The organism is Pseudobutyrivibrio sp. YE44 (assembly GCF_900104335.1).
Lineage (GTDB): Bacteria > Bacillota > Clostridia > Lachnospirales > Lachnospiraceae > Pseudobutyrivibrio.
Window position 1 is genome coordinate 1 of record NZ_FMXT01000006.1, and the last position, 15,331, is coordinate 15,331.

Genomic DNA, 15,331 nt, shown 5'->3' on the forward strand with positions numbered 1-15,331 from the left:
TCTCATGATATTTGAAAGACATGCAAATTTAAAATATAAGTATGGGAATAGGCACTTTTGGTGTAGAGGATATTATGTGGATACAGTAGGAAAGAATGCAAAGAAAATTGAAGAGTACATAAGGAATCAATTAAAAGAAGACTTAGAGTACGATCAGATGACACTCAAAGAGTATATTGACCCGTTTACGGGTGAGCCAGTAAACAAAAGCAAATAATTAATGAGCCCAAGGGGCTCGGCAAGTAAATGATGTTGCGGCTGGCGAACCTTTCGATGAGTCTTTAGACTCCAGTGCCGGTAACAAGCCCTTATAGGGCTAGAACAAACCACCGGCTAAGCCGGTGGTTTTGATTTGTGATTGTGTCAGCAGCTGAGGGCATTGGGAGCCCTGCAGAGCCTGAGTATTAATTCTGTTTTTTAGTGACTGTGAAGGTCATATGGCAAAAAAGGACGGAAATTGGCAAAAAGTGTCAATTGACCATTTGGGAATATCATGATAAATTATCATCTGTGATGAAATTGTGAACAAAATATGTTCGGGCGTTCACACAAATTTTTAGAAAGGGTATGTTAAAATTGAAGAGGTTACACAAAATCGCCATTATTCGACGGCTAGTGGCGTTGACAATGCTTAGTTCATTGTTATTTAGTAGTACAGCCGTTTACGCCAATCCGGCTGACGATGGGGCAGAGCCATCGGGGGAAGTAGTAGTTGAAACAGGTAATACATCTAACGACACAAATTCTAGCACTAATCTTGATAATACCGTTTCTGGTAATGACAGCATAGAGAATAACAGCAATACTACAACAGAAAATAATGAAGAGGGAACTGAGTCAAATGATTTCTATTTTGATTTAAACTCAGACCTTGATGAGGAATCAGACGAGGATTCATTAGATGAGGATTCTGCTTTAGATAAGGCAGCAATGCTTTTAGAGTCTAAGTTCAATTGGGGCCCTTGGGGGCAGTCATGCAAGCATGAAAAGCTTGATGACAAGGACATTGAATACCGTCATATAGATGGTACTGATGAGCACGGTGTCTACAAGAAATGTAAGGAATGTAATCAATACATTTATACAGATGAGACAAAGAAGTGTTCAGCAGATTCCTATACTTATCATAAGACAGATAACACACACCATGCTGCAACAGGCAAGTGTAAGGTATGTGGTTCTGACTTCACAAAGGCTGCAGAGGAATGTAAATGGAAGGGCACAGCTGGCAGCAAGCTTCAGTATTGTGAGCACAGCGCTGACGGATGTTTAAACTACTGTGATGAGAGAGACACAACTCCACAGGTTGATGTTAAGACAGTTTTAGTATCTGGCAATGCTTCAAAGGACATTGAGAAGTTCAATGAGGATGGTAAGGAAATCACAGCTTATAACAAGCAGATTAAGATTACTGCCACAGTTACAATTGAGGCTCTTAATGATGAGACAAGTGAGGACATTACAAATGCAGGTGCTATCAAAGCAAAGCTTATGTTTGATGGCGAGTATGAGCTTCCAATGACATTTGAAAGCTTTGAAAAGGGCGTAGCAGTATTTACATGGACATCAAACGAGCAGTACGAAGATGCTGTAAGCGTTGATGGTTTAGAGGTTAGCTACTGCATCGGTGAGAAGCTTAAGGACGGAAGCCGTGGAGATAACAAGTCTGGTAAGACTGAGCAGGAGCTTCACTACATTCTTAGAAATATTAACACTGACAAGGCTGTTAAGAACCTTCAGGGAACAGTTACTGACGGTGCTGGTTGGACAGCAACTCCTGAGAACCCATGGTACTCAAAGAATGTATCTAATCATAAAGATCGCTTACTTCTTACATGGACAGGTAGAACAGATGCACAGATTGATACTTCATCTGTAAAGCTTACTGAGCTTGGCGAGACAAAGGTTGGTGGCATTGAAATTGTTACAGCAACATCAGTGCCTACGAAAGTATTTGCAGGTATGAAATATTTCTTTTTCCCAACCTTCAAGATTGTATATGAGAACAATATCCAGTATTCAGTACCAGCTGAGGAAAAAGTAGCAGGCGGTGCTGAGAATCAGTATCAGTTAAGCTTTAAGATGCTTGAGAAGACTCACACAATGGATATCAGCACATATGTTGATAACACTAAGCCAACTCTTGATGGTACATCTTATACATCAGAGGCTGAGAAGCTCAATGGTAAGTATTACAACAAGGCTGTAGATGTTTCTGTACAGTTTAAGGATGCGCATCTTAGCAACAGCTCATATATCAATGTTTCAGATATTTGTGCTACTGATTACATGGCATCTGGATGCCTTTCAGTTCATGTAAACAAGGACGGCGAGCACGAGTTAACAGGTAATGTGTATGACTTAGCAGGTAACTGCTTAGAAATCACAGATCCAAAGAATGCTTTCGTTGTTGATACACAGGCTCCTAAATGTACAAAGATTGAGTACAAGTCAGAGGCTAGCAGATTAAACGGTAAGTACTTCAACAAGGATGTAACAGTAGAAGTTACAGTTGAAGATAAGTACCTTGCACCAAAGTCTTACATTAAGGTTTCAGAAAACCACAACACAACATTATCTAAGGATATTAAGACTTCAGGTGTTATCTCACTTCCAGTTAAGGATGAGGGAGAGTATTCATTAAGCGGAGAAATCTACGACTTAGCAGGTAACTGCACAGAGATTTCTGATAAGGATAACGAGTTTATTATTGATAAGACTGCACCAAAGATTGATGTGAAGTTCGATAACAACAGCTACAAGAACGGCAAGTATTTCAACGCTAATCGTACAGCTGATGTTATTGTTGATGAGAAGTACTTCACAGAAAAGGGTGTAGATGTTAAGAAGGCAGAGGGTAGCTATAGCGATGTTCCAAAGCTTTCTGAGTTCACAAAGAACGGAACAATCAATACATCAAAGATGTATTTCGAGGCTGATGGCCACTACGGCTTTACAGTAAAGGTTACTGACTTGGCAGGAAACGTATCTGAAACCTTCAAGGTTGCAGATTTCGTAATTGATACTGTTGCTCCAGAGGTAACAATCAATTTCGATAACCATGCATTTGAGCATGAGAAGTACTACAAGGCTAACAGAACAGCTACAGTAGTACTTAAGGATGAAGAGGTTTTTGAAAACCTTACATCAGCAGAGGCAGACATTAAGGCTGGTATCACAGTTAAGTCTAAGGACGGTAACCCAACCTTCAACACAATGTCTGGTTCAAAGAGCAGCTATACAGGCACAATCGTGTTTGATCAGGATGGCGAATATCAGATTACTAATGTTGAGTTCTATGATAGAGCCGGAAACAAGGCAGTTGTAACATCAAAGAGCGATGCTGAGCCAGCTTACAACGCTGCATTCGTTATTGATAAGACAGCTCCACAGGTTTCTGTGAAGTTCGACAACAACAGCTTCCAGAACGATATCTATTACAAGGCTGATCGTAAGGCTGAAATCACCTTCGAAGAGAAGAACTTCAGCAAGAATCAGGTTACTGTAAAGAAGAACTCTGGTGACTTAGATTCTGTACCAGCACTTGATGATTATTCAGATTCTGGAATTAATCATGTGACAAGCATCCTCTTTAACCAGGATGGTCGTTACGGATTCACAGTTTCTTGCATCGACTTAGCAGGAAACGCTTCGAACACATTTGTATCAGATGACTTTGTAATTGATAAGACAGCTCCAGTACTTGAAATCTCAGGTGTTGAAGATATGTCTGCTAACAATGGCGTGGTAGCTCCAGTTATCAGCTCAAAGGATGTAAACATCAATGATTACAGCACAGAGATTACACTCTCTGGTTCAAACAATGGAACAATCAGCCCAAGCATTACAAAGACACCAGGCAATGGTTTATTTACATATGCTATCGCTGATTTAGCAAGAGAAAAGGCAAACGACGACCTTTACACATTATCAGTTAAGCTTACTGACTTTGCTGGAAACACAACAGAGAAGCAGATTAAATATTCTGTTAATAGATTTGGTTCAATCTTTGTATTAAGCGATGCTACAAAGGCTATGGTTGATGGTTACTATGTAACAAAGCCACAGAACGTAGTTATCACAGAGATTAACGTTGATAGCGTAACAAGCAAGGAAGTATCAGTAGCATTCGATGGAAATGTTAAGACTCTTAAAGAGGGTAGAGCTTATAAGGTAAGCGATACTACAAACGAAAAGGGATGGCATTCAATTAGCTACGATATCAATAGCTCAAACTTCGATAAGGACGGAATTTATTCTGTAACTGTATTCACAGAGGATAGAGCTACTAACAAGCAGAGCAACCAGTCAAAGGATGCTGAAATCGAGTTCTTACTTGATAAGAATGCACCTAGCGTGGTTGTATCAGGTCTTGAGAACGGCGGAATCTACGAAGAGGATAGCCATGACTTCTCTGTAAACGCAGCAGATACAATCGGTGTAACAGAGATGAAGGTTTATCTTAACGACGAGCAGCTTGCTAGCTACTCAGCAGATGAGCTTGCAGCAAACGGTGGTACAGCAGTTCTTACAATCCCTTCAAAGGATGATTACCAGAAGGTAACAATTAAGTGTACTGACGTTGCTGGCAATGTTACAAATCTTGAGTACAATAACATCCTCGTATCAGTTAAGGCTGAGGAGCTTCTCCTTGAGGATGACCTTACACCAACAGCTAAGCTTGGCGTAGACGAGCTTGCAAAGAAGGCTGTATACCAGGCTTCAAAGGCAATCGGCATCTTAGCTATTCTTGCAATATTAATTATTGCAGGTAGCGCAGGCGTAGTTGTTTATAAAAAGAAAAAGCATTAATTAAATTATTAGAAAGAAATTAGGAGGAAATTAAAATGGCAAACCAGATTAGAATAACACCAGATCAGATGAGAGAGAGAGCAAATCAGTATCGTAACGAGGCTGATACAGTTAACGGAGTAATCGTAAGCATGGATTCACTTCTTGCAAACCTTCAGTCTGAGTGGGAAGGTGCAGCTAGCGAGTCATACGCAGCTCGTTATGAGGAGCTTAAGCCAGGATTCCAGAAGGCAGAGGAGCTTATCCGTGAAATCGCTTCAGCTCTTGACTCTACAGCTTCAATCGTAGAGACAACAGATAGCGATATCGCAGCACAGTTCCAGTCATAATAAAAGGCGGATAATATTGTCTATTCAGTACAGCGGCGGGCCTTTGGTCTGCCGCGTATTGATTATTTAGGGGAATGACAACTTGATCCAAAAGCTGAGGGGCTCAGGTTTTGGATGAGGTTGTGATAAAAGAATTTGATAAAACGTGAAAAGAAAGGAAATAGATTATGGAGATTAAAGAGTTATTGCCAATAGGAAGTGTTATTTGGCTTAGAAATGCAGAGCATGCACTTATGATTTTTGGTGTAAAGCAGCAGAACATGGATACAGGCGAGGAATATGATTATATTGGAGTGCTTTATCCAGAAGGAAATATGGGCACTGAGTCACAGTTCATTTTTATGCATAAGGATATTGAAAAAGTGCTTTTCAGAGGGTTTGAGGATGAGAACAGAAGTCAGTTTATAGATAAGCTTTCAGAATTCTATTCAAACCAAGAGCAGTAAAAGGAGCATAAGGTTATGGGTAATACGGAAAACACAGAAGTTTCAATAAAATTTGATAACTTGAATTCACTAGGAACTTCCATTAATGCCAAGGGTTCATATATAGGTAGAGTAGTGAGTGGACTGGACATGGATAATGTCAGCACTATTACTGCAAATGCTGCAGCTCATGAGGCCATTGCACTAGAGCAGAATTACAAATCTGTTTTTCAGAAAATGGCAATACAAGAGAAGAAGAACTTGGATAACATTGGTAAGCAATGTTATGAAATGGAAGAATCCCTTTCCAATTACTACCACAGTGTATTGGAAGGTTAGAAATATTTGGAGTAATTATGACATATAACGATATATTGGATCAGGAGATGCTTAAGAAGCAGTGTAAAGCTGCAGTAGAAACTCTTGCAAATAGAAACGAGCATCTTGCTGAGATTGGAAATGTATTTGCAGCAGCTTTAATGATGGAGGACACAGGAAAATCTGCTGATGCTATTAGAAATCAATGTAATGCATATTTAGCCATAATCAAGGGAATGATTTATGCAAACGAATTGGACAGTATTGATCACGCTGCCCTTGGTTCGATGTTAAGTGGGGGTGGAGTGCAGTCCTACCTTTATGGTCATACAATCTTAACTCAAATCGCCTATGAAAAGAGTGAGGAGATGAGATGTGCCAGTGCAGCAGCTGACTGTAGAAATAAGGCATACGAGTGTGATAATTCGCTTTTGGCTCAGAAATGGTATGATGCAGCGGATAACTACGATGCACAGGCTGCTAATCATAGAGCTGCCTGGGACAAGTGGTGTGCAAAGAGAGATTTCTTTGACAACGTAGAGGAAACAACAAAAGGCTATTTCCAAAACAGTAAGCCATACAGAGCTTTAATCAATCAAGGAATGCTTGATATCGCATTTAGTTTCTCAAATGGAACCTACAATATACCAGCTAATTCAAAATGGCAGCAGGGAATTGAGAAGCTTAATGAAGAGTTTGATAAGGACATAGAGAATACTGCCAAAAGTTTACTGAATACTGACGAGGAAATCGATCAAGAAAAAGTAAATGAACTATTATCAAAAAAGGTAACAGAATTGACTCCTTCTGAGTATGAGCTATACAAGAGACTTAAGGGGCTTGATAGAAATCAGATGGAGGAAGAGATTCAGAGACTTGCCAAGATTAAGGAAAAGTATCAAGGAAATGATGTTGCAGATTTAGCAGTTGACGTAGTCGGAAATTTTGGTATTGTCGGAAGCTTTGTAAATTCTGCATATAAAATTGGAGATGGAATAGCTAAAGATAAGTCCACAACCGTTGGTAAAGGTCTTTTTGAAATGGGAAAGAATGCTACAGATTCTTTTGGAAGACTTGTAGAAAATGCATATACTGGCAAACCGGGAAATATGGGAGCCGTTTTTGGAGATTTCAGAAAAGGTGGAGCAGTTGCCGATTTGCTTGATGATGCAGCAGTTGCTAGTAAACCAACGAAATGGACAATATTTAAAAAATCTATTGGTGAAGAATTGGATTACTTGCCAAAACTCGCAGGAGAGAATGCAACAGTAGCAAAGAATCTAAAAGTCGCAACAAAATGGGGCGGTGCAGCTTTTTCTCTGGGAGCTAATGCAATGGATAATATTCAAGAGATGCATGACAATCCTGGTATGACTAAAGGGCGTGCTGTTGCAGAAACAGTGACTGAAACAGCTGTTGATATAGTAATTGGCGCTGCGGCAACTGCTGCCTTTACCGCATTAATGGGCGCATCTGCACCTGCCATTGCAGTTGGAGCAGCAGTTGTTGGTGTTACTTGGCTGGCTAATTTGGGAGTTGAAAAAGCTACAGCGGCAGTTTGGGGCGAAGAGAATAAAAGGGGTCTGACAGAATTAGCTTCAGATGGACTATTGTATTTAGCAACAGGAGAGTTTTAAAAATATGATATCTGAAATATTCGCAATATTAGTTTTTGAAATTTTGATTTTTACGTTTGCTGTATTGTTTGAAGTGTTTCCTGGTAATAAATATAAAGTACACAAACATGAGATACAGCTTTTGAATGCAATTATTATGATGGTAACTGCTACCATAATAGTAACTATATCGAAGGTATTTCCAGAAGCTCTAATAGAAAAGAATATCCTTTTACAAACTGATGTGATATTGCCTTTTTGGGGGATTTTTGGAATTATTTTTCTTTGCAGTGTTTATAAATATCTTGATGTAAAGAAAAACTCTGGAAATATATGCTTATTTGAGTTGAAAAAATATGAATATAAGCTACAAACAAAATTTGATTTAACCATAGGCGATTATGTATATATGCCGAATGTCAGCTGTGTTGCAGATTGCGGAAGTTTTATTATTGTTTTTTCAACAGTTCGTCCAGCAACTGAGGTGGATGCATTTTTCATTTGCAAGCAGATAAAAGATAATCAATTTGAATGTATAACTTTTAAAGAGGATGTAAGTGAATTTCATATCAGAAAAGTTATGGCTTCGATTGGAACGTGGATGATGCTTCTTTTATCGATGATAGAATCAGTTCTTATGATATTAATAGGACATAGATTTGTTGATAAAGAGATAAATATGGTTATTCAGAGATTATCAGGTTTTATTGGACTGATGATTTTGGGACTCTTGTGCATAATACTCTTTAAGAATGTACAGGGAGTAATAAAGTATTTGTTCGTAACTTTTGGTGTGGTTATATTGATACTAAGTTGTGTAAGACTATTCAGCGTTTGGTAATTGATTAGGAGTGAAGTATTAGTATAGATTTCAATTGAAAGATAGCAAGGATTATTACTTGTATTGTTCATTGGCTTATAGACTAGAGGAGTAACCCTAATGATAGAAGTACTTATGATACTTACGTTGGAAATATTGGTTTTGACATTTGGAATGTTATTTGAATTATTCCCAGGAACGAAATACAGGATGCATAAACCTCAAATTCAGTTGATTTCTTCTGTGATAATATGCACTATTTGTGCGGCTATTCTCTCAGTAATGTTATTGTTCCCGGAAGAAATTAATGCAGGAAATGATTATGCTAATTTAGATATGATGAAACCTTTCATAGTTTTAGCCGTAATATTTCTTTTTGCTAGTATATATAAATATACAGATATGAAAAAATCCTCATATGAGCTGGAATGTATATCTCTTTCAAAAGAAGATTACACTTTAGTACATGATTTTGATTTAACCCTCGGAAACTATATGTATATGCCAAATGTACAACGTACAGCTAAATGTGAAGGATTTATAATAGTTTTTACGTCTGTCATGCCAGCTAATGAAATTGATGCCGACTTTATATGTAGAAAATTTAGTGAAGAACAATATGAATGCATTACTATTAGAGAAAAAGAGTTAAATATAAAAAATATCATTAAGCGAGGAAGTTCACTACTTTTGTTTCTTCTGTGTATTGTTGATGTTGCTTTTTTTGTATTATCGGGACATCAGTTTTCAAACACTGCTATTGGAGAAACAGTCTATGAAGTATTTACGAACTTGCTTATGGTATTGTTTGGATTGGCTTTCATTAAAACATTTATAGGAGTAAATAGTTTGATTAGAGTCATATTTGAAGTTCTTGGTTTAGTAATGATTATTGTTGGAGTTGTTTCTTTGGTAGGCCTTTTTTAAGGGATAACACTAAGAAATATAGAGGAGTCCAAGGTTATGTACGATGAAGACGAAGAAGCTGAATTATTAGCCACTCAATGTGAAGAGGACGAAGAAGAGGAATTATGAAAAGAAGAAATCCGATTTCCATATTTTTACTTTTAATATTGTTTCTGTTTACATTATCAGGATGTGGTATAGATGACATAGTCAGAATGAAGCAAGAGCATGATTTGACTGAGGCAAAGCTAGCAGAAAATGAAAATGTAAAGCTTCTTATAAGTCAGACTACCGAATTAAATGATAGACAAAAAAGAATCATGCAGTGGGAAGGCGTGACAACAGATTATAGCCAGATGAATGATGAACAGAAGGAAGCGGCTATAAAGATTGAGATGCTGTACCACTATTTGGATGAAAAGTATCCAGGAAAAGAGTTTGAGTATAAAAACTTTTTGTTATATCCCATAGGAGCTGATCTTATTGTTAAAGAAACCTCGGATAAGAAGCATAGAGAAGTAAGCGTTTCGTTAGAGTGGGATAACAAAGAGAAAAAGTATAAATACTCAGATTATTATTATTTAGCAGTTTTAGCTTCTGATGAGTATGAGAAGCTTATAAAAGAACATATTAAAGAATCTGATCCCAATGCAAATTTTTTCTTGGATGTAGAGATTCAGCATGTAGATAATGAAACAGAAAAGATAGCCATAGATAATGCTGATGGCAGTATTACAATTGTTATGGAGAATAAATTCGCTTCAAAAGATGAAGCAGAGTCATATTTGCAAGAGTTTGATGATTGGCTAATAGCTAATAATAACAATCACGGGGGAATAATACGATTAATTGTTGTGGATAGTAATACTTTTGAATCTGCAAAATTTAGTAATCGTGTTACTAGTAATTTATTAGAGTCTAAAATTATATACGATATTTTTAGTGAAATTATGGAAAATGATGAATTGAGATTTTGGTAAGAATTATGATTATTAAATATTTATCAACAGAACTCATATTTATATACGTATTTGTTTTAGCATCAAATTTATCTTTTAAGAGAAATATAATTGCTGCGGATTACGTTTTATTTTCTATATCCGTGATTAATCTATTAACGAATATTTATGCAGTCACTATTGGCGGTCAAAAAAATATTTTCTCAATTATTTTACTGGTTATTGCATGTATTATATTTGTCTTTTCCATCATTATTTTATTAAGACATAAGTCAACAACAATTGAGAATATTTCATTAAAGAAAGATGAATATGTGCTTGTTGTAGAGGAGAGCCATACTACAAATGGTGGAGCTATTATGCGACCAATAATGATATTTTCAGGTGGAATAATTGAATTTGCACTAGTACCATACTCTAATATTGACGCCACATTCGTATGCAGAAAGATAGAAGAAGGGAGATATTTCTGCCACGCATACGTTGATGAAAGCTGCCAGATTACATATAAAAGACTATTAAATATCACAAGCAAGTTTATATTATTCTTTGGAGTTACACTTGCCAATTATCTCTATTATCTAAAGGAAGTAAATGTTGAGTTATTCTCGCATGAAAGATTGCTTTCAGGAGTAGTGTTGACAGTAGTTGCTACAGTATTACTAAAGTTGTTCAGGAATAATAGCAATATTATTGCCTATGTAATGAGAGGATTAGCAGTTATATTGTATTTTTTGGTTGTGCTGAGTTTTATTAAATACGGTCTAGGTATGTGAATACTCATATATAAGGTGGAGCGCTAAGAAATACAGAGGAGTCTTAGGTTATGTACGATAAAGATGAATTAAGATCTATAAGAAATCGATTACAAGAGAGAAAAGATTCTGCTGAAAGCAACCTAAGGAGTATTAAAAGGAAAATTGAAGAAGATGATGAGGAAATAAGCAGAGGATTTCAACACTTGTCAGAACGCTTTAATGACGATGGTCCCATGAAATTGGATGTACAGATGATTAATATATATAACGAACGTGACAGCCTTTTAAGAAGTCTTAGAGAATCATACAGGGATTTTGATGAGCTTGCTACAGAAGAATACAAAAGAGAAATTCAACAGATTGAAGACGAAGAAGCTGAATTATTAGCCACTCAATGTGAAGAGGACGAAGAAGAGGAATTATGAAGAGAAGAAATCTGATTTCCATATTTTTACTTTTAATATTGTTTCTGTTCACATTATCAGGATGTGGCATAGATGACATAGTCAGAATGAAGCAAGAGCATGATTTGACTGAGGCAAAGCTAGCAGAAAATGAAAATGTAAAGCTTCTTATAAGTCAGACTACCGAATTAAATGATAGACAAAAAAGAATCATGCAGTGGGAAGGCGTGACAACAGATTATAGCCAGATGAATGATGAGCAGAAAGAAGCGGCTATAAAGATTGAGATGCTGTACCAATATTTGGATGAAAAGTATCCAGGAAAGGAATTCGAATATGTATGCTTTTGGTTAAATCCCATAAGTGCAGATCTTATTGTTAAAGAAACTTCGGATGAGAAGCATAGAGATGTAAGTGCATCTTTAAAATGGGATAACAAGGAGAAGACATATATTTTTTCTGATAGTTACTACATGGTTACGACTGCATCAGATGAATATGAAAAGCTCATTGAAAAACATTTGAAAGAATATAATCCAAAAACAAAATTTTTTTTGGATGTAGAAGTGCATGATGTGGATAATGAAAATCAAACTGTGAATATAGCGAATACAGGGGGAAGTATAACAATTGTTATTGAAAATTGTTTTGCAGATGAAGAAGCCGGTAGAAAATATGTAGCAGACTTGGTTGATTGGTTAAATGAAAATAATGCAAAATATGGAGCAATGATAAAATTTATAGCTTTAAGCGAGGAAGATTTTTCAAACGCGAGTTACTTTAATTATATGGATTGCTATTATTTTAAAGATAAAGAAGTGTTTTCTTTTAATTGTAAAATAGAAGATGATGGAAAGCCTTATTTTTGGTGATTGAAATGATTTATAGTGATAATCAAATGATGCTCTTAGAGCAACTTACTTATTTAAATGATGACGTATATAAAAATATTGAATCTCAGAAATCTGATAATAGTTCAAATACAGATATTCACGATATTCGAAATGATAAAACAGTTAAAGAAATAGTTGAGAGCTTTTCAGACAGTGATTTACGAATCTTGGAGGCAATGGGAAATAAGACTATTAAGAACGAAGATGGTGACACAACATATATGTCTGGTGCTGAATGGGCGGCTATTATTAAGGCTATTAAAGCAGATGAAGATTTAATGAAACTGCAGATTTCAAATACCACTTCGGTAAAAATGAATAATGGCGGCTATAGGCGATGCAGCGTTTTCTCTTGGGCAACTGCAGCCTTTACCGCAATATTGGGCGCATCTACGCCTGCCATTGCAGTTGGAACTTTATGGATAGCAGACCGTGGAATGGAATAATTAACTGAAAAACATTCAGGCGAGAAGAAGAGAGTAAGTGAATTTGTATCAGATTTTATTCTTGATGGTGTTGGTGGGGATTATTAAAAGGCTATAGTTAGGAGAAGTTTATTATGCTTATTGAAATATCTGTAATTCTGTCAATGGAATTATTCGTAATTATGCTTGCGATGTTATTTGATATGCTTCCAGGCAATAGATACAAAATGCACAAACCCCAAATACAGATTCTTATGGCAATCGCAATGTTTGTATTGGGAGTTATTAACCTATTTGTGGTAACCGTACAGCCAGACATAATTATAGCTGAAAATACGGATGTTTCCGCCGAGTTACTACGATTATATCTGGGTTTCTATGGCATAGTATTGGCTTGTAGTATCTTTAAATATGTTGATTATAAAAAAATGGTGAAGAACTATATACTTTTTCTTTAAAAGAGACTGAGTATAAGTTGCAAAAGGATTTTGATTTGCTGTTAAAAGATTCTTACATATATATGCCAAATGTTAAGCGTTTTGCTGTATGCGATAATTGTATTATAGTTTTTTCTACAGTTGGGCCAACAAGCGAAGTAGATGCAGAATTTGTTTGTAGAAAAATTAGTGATAATCAATATGAATGTATATCATTTTACGAAAAGTCAGAATCAAAATCCCTGGTTAGCATTATTTCAGCAACAATGGGATATTTGATTTTCTTTATAGCGATTTTAGAGGCAATGCTCATTACCATTATTGGTCATATTTTTGAAGATGAAAGTTTTCATCTTTTTACGATAAAGCTTTGTGGAGGTTCAGGAATAATTCTTTTGGGACTAATCTGTATTAAGCTTTTCAGTCGTACAAGGGGATTTATAAAGTTTTTATTTGTCCCTTTTGGAGCATTAATGATTTTTGTAGGATTAATGAAAATCATTAAGCAGTAATAAAGAAGAGGAATTATGAAAAGAATTATTTCACTTCCCAATTGTGAAAAAACAGCAAACTGTCCATTATTTCACAATTTGGAAAAATGTAGTTAGTAATATGTGAATTATAAGGGAAACTAGCGATTTTGGTTTAGATAGAGAAGTTGTACAAGGAGAACAAAGATGAAGACAATGCGAAAGATATTTGCAGTGATGCTGGTTGTTGGAATGCTTGTTCCGGGATTGCCAGTAAATGCAGCCAAGAAGGATTCGAGTCCTGCAGTGACCAGCGATGCCAAAGAGGGCGTGGTGCAGGTAAATACTGTAGTGCTTGATGCGGAAGGAAAGAAGCACGTGGTATATGGTGGTGCTGGCTTCCTTATTGGAGACACTGAGGGCACAGAGTATGTTATCACCTGCAATCATGTGGTGAATCCTGAAAAGGAAATCAAGGATGCAGCAGTGGAGTTTTATGAAATTTCCACAGAAGAAGATCCTACTTTTGCAATAGAGGTTGTAGTAGAAGGGGATGTTGTGCTTACTCCAACTGTCCTTACCAGCAGCGATGATATGGACATGGCAGTGCTTTCTTTGCCACAGCCAATCTATACCAGAACACCACTTGCTATTTTGACCTCAGATACCTATGAGCTGGATGATGTTACCTACAAAGCAGGTGATAAGGTGTTTGCTTTCGGTTATCCAAAAGAGATAACCTACGAATCACAGATTCAGTACTACTCAAGCAGTGATGTTAGCTCAGCAGAGGGAAAGATTGTTGATTTGATCACCTTCGAAGGTATTCAGATGATTGAAAACGATGTTGATGCTGACTTTGTCACTTACGGTGGACCACTTGTAGATGTTAATGGTTTTGTCATTGGTCTCAATCTTCCTGTAACAGATGGAGATAACTGGTGCGCTCTTGACTCCACAAAGATGGCAAAGGTTCTTGATGGCCTTGGAGTTCGTTATGCCAAGGTGCAGGCTCAGCCAGTAGTGGAAGAGAAAGAGGAAGAGCAGGAAGTAAAAGACACTGTAGAGTCTAAGGATAAGTCTTCAGAGACAGCTGTACAGGTTGAAAAGCCAAAGAAATCAGGTGTTTCTGAGTCACTCATTATGATTCTTTCTCTTGCAGCAGTATTTGTTGTAGCAATTGTTGTTTTGACTGTTGTAATGATTCTCTTAAACAAGAAGAAGCATTCTGGTCCAAAGGCACCTAAGGCACCTCAGAATCAGTATCAGGGACCAAACTATGATATGTCTGGCACACAGACTGTGGTTGCAGGTGCAGCAGCGAAGACTGTTCCAGATTTTGCACCTCAGCAGCCAGCCTTTTCAAGCGACGAGACCACAGTGCTTGGAGCAGATGCTCTTAATGGTAGCAATGAAGGCGAGACAGAGGTTTTAAGCGGCGATATGGCTCAGCCAGAGATTAAGCTTGGCAGACTTATCCGCAAGAGAACAGAAGAGGTTATTGAGATTACAAAATCTGACTTTGTTCTTGGAAAGGATCAAAACAATGCTGACTATTACATCGACAACAACCGAGCAATTAGTAGACAGCATGCGATCATTTCAGCAGGAAGAAATGGTGCCTACATCAAGGATTGCGATTCTACAAATGGCACTTGGATAAATGGAACAAAGCTTGAAAGCGGCCGATTAGTATTACTTAACAGCGGCGATATCATCAAGCTTTCTAATGAGGAATTTGAGTATCAGGTATAGATTA

The 15,331-nt window shown here is 37.0% G+C and carries 17 protein-coding genes; 16 read left to right on the forward strand and 1 reads right to left on the reverse strand.

What is annotated here, in order from left to right; genetic code table 11:
• From BLR54_RS09620 to BLR54_RS09655, 8 genes are all read left to right on the forward strand, one after another.
• Positions 1–217: transposase (locus BLR54_RS09620; RefSeq protein WP_176761912.1), on the forward strand; the 217-nt coding region annotated here is incomplete at its 5' end.
• A gap of 359 nt (positions 218–576) precedes the next feature.
• Positions 577–4,812, forward strand: a complete 4,236-nt coding sequence (locus tag BLR54_RS09625) for an Ig-like domain repeat protein (protein WP_176761913.1) — start codon at positions 577–579, stop codon at positions 4,810–4,812.
• 35 nt (positions 4,813–4,847) lie between these two features.
• Entirely contained in the window at positions 4,848–5,141 is a 294-nt protein-coding gene (locus tag BLR54_RS09630; RefSeq protein ID WP_090420221.1) for a WXG100 family type VII secretion target, read from the forward strand.
• A 167-nt stretch (positions 5,142–5,308) separates the two neighbouring features.
• On the forward strand, positions 5,309–5,587 hold the full coding sequence (locus tag BLR54_RS09635; protein WP_090420224.1) for a DUF4176 domain-containing protein: 279 nt from the start codon (positions 5,309–5,311) through the stop codon (positions 5,585–5,587).
• A 15-nt stretch (positions 5,588–5,602) separates the two neighbouring features.
• Positions 5,603–5,905 (forward strand): TIGR04197 family type VII secretion effector, encoded by a 303-nt coding sequence (locus tag BLR54_RS09640; protein WP_090420228.1) that lies wholly within the window; start codon positions 5,603–5,605, stop codon positions 5,903–5,905.
• A 17-nt stretch (positions 5,906–5,922) separates the two neighbouring features.
• The gene (locus BLR54_RS09645; RefSeq protein WP_090420231.1) at positions 5,923–7,521 is read left to right on the forward strand and encodes a hypothetical protein; all 1,599 of its coding nucleotides are present in this window, start codon (positions 5,923–5,925) and stop codon (positions 7,519–7,521) included.
• Between the two features lie 4 nt (positions 7,522–7,525).
• Positions 7,526–8,341, forward strand: coding sequence for a hypothetical protein (locus tag BLR54_RS09650; protein ID WP_090420234.1), 816 nt, complete (start codon positions 7,526–7,528; stop codon positions 8,339–8,341).
• Between the two features lie 99 nt (positions 8,342–8,440).
• On the forward strand, positions 8,441–9,247 hold the full coding sequence (locus tag BLR54_RS09655) for a hypothetical protein (protein WP_090420238.1): 807 nt from the start codon (positions 8,441–8,443) through the stop codon (positions 9,245–9,247).
• 34 nt (positions 9,248–9,281) lie between these two features.
• Here the strand turns inward: BLR54_RS09655 and BLR54_RS14955 are convergent, their stop codons facing one another.
• Positions 9,282–9,434: a hypothetical protein gene (locus BLR54_RS14955; RefSeq protein WP_176761914.1), complete on the reverse strand. Its 153-nt coding sequence runs from the start codon at positions 9,432–9,434 to the stop codon at positions 9,282–9,284.
• Positions 9,435–9,441: 7 nt separating this feature from the next.
• Here BLR54_RS14955 and BLR54_RS09660 point away from each other — a divergent pair, with 7 nt between their 5' ends.
• The 8 genes from BLR54_RS09660 to BLR54_RS09695 all read left to right on the forward strand — a co-directional run bounded on the left by BLR54_RS09660 (position 9,442) and on the right by BLR54_RS09695 (position 15,327).
• Positions 9,442–10,206, forward strand: a complete 765-nt coding sequence (locus BLR54_RS09660) for a hypothetical protein (protein ID WP_143008423.1) — start codon at positions 9,442–9,444, stop codon at positions 10,204–10,206.
• Between the two features lie 5 nt (positions 10,207–10,211).
• Entirely contained in the window at positions 10,212–10,961 is a 750-nt protein-coding gene (locus BLR54_RS09665; protein ID WP_090420244.1) for a hypothetical protein, read from the forward strand.
• A gap of 50 nt (positions 10,962–11,011) precedes the next feature.
• Positions 11,012–11,368 carry a hypothetical protein gene (locus BLR54_RS09670; protein ID WP_090420247.1) on the forward strand — a complete coding sequence of 119 codons (357 nt, stop codon included), beginning with the start codon at positions 11,012–11,014 and terminating at the stop codon, positions 11,366–11,368.
• Complete coding sequence (locus BLR54_RS09675; protein ID WP_090420250.1) at positions 11,365–12,219, forward strand: hypothetical protein; 855 nt, start codon at positions 11,365–11,367, stop codon at positions 12,217–12,219. The genes BLR54_RS09670 and BLR54_RS09675 overlap by 4 nt, the downstream gene beginning before the upstream one ends.
• A 5-nt stretch (positions 12,220–12,224) precedes the next feature.
• A complete protein-coding gene (locus tag BLR54_RS09680) occupies positions 12,225–12,686 on the forward strand; it encodes a hypothetical protein (RefSeq protein ID WP_143008425.1) in 462 nt (153 codons plus the stop codon).
• Positions 12,687–12,799: 113 nt separating this feature from the next.
• On the forward strand, positions 12,800–13,123 hold the full coding sequence (locus BLR54_RS09685; protein ID WP_090420258.1) for a hypothetical protein: 324 nt from the start codon (positions 12,800–12,802) through the stop codon (positions 13,121–13,123).
• 17 nt (positions 13,124–13,140) lie between these two features.
• A complete protein-coding gene (locus tag BLR54_RS09690; protein WP_090420260.1) occupies positions 13,141–13,614 on the forward strand; it encodes a hypothetical protein in 474 nt (157 codons plus the stop codon).
• Positions 13,615–13,779: 165 nt separating this feature from the next.
• Positions 13,780–15,327, forward strand: coding sequence for an FHA domain-containing protein (locus BLR54_RS09695; protein WP_090420263.1), 1,548 nt, complete (start codon positions 13,780–13,782; stop codon positions 15,325–15,327).
• Positions 15,328–15,331 lie beyond the last annotated feature (4 nt).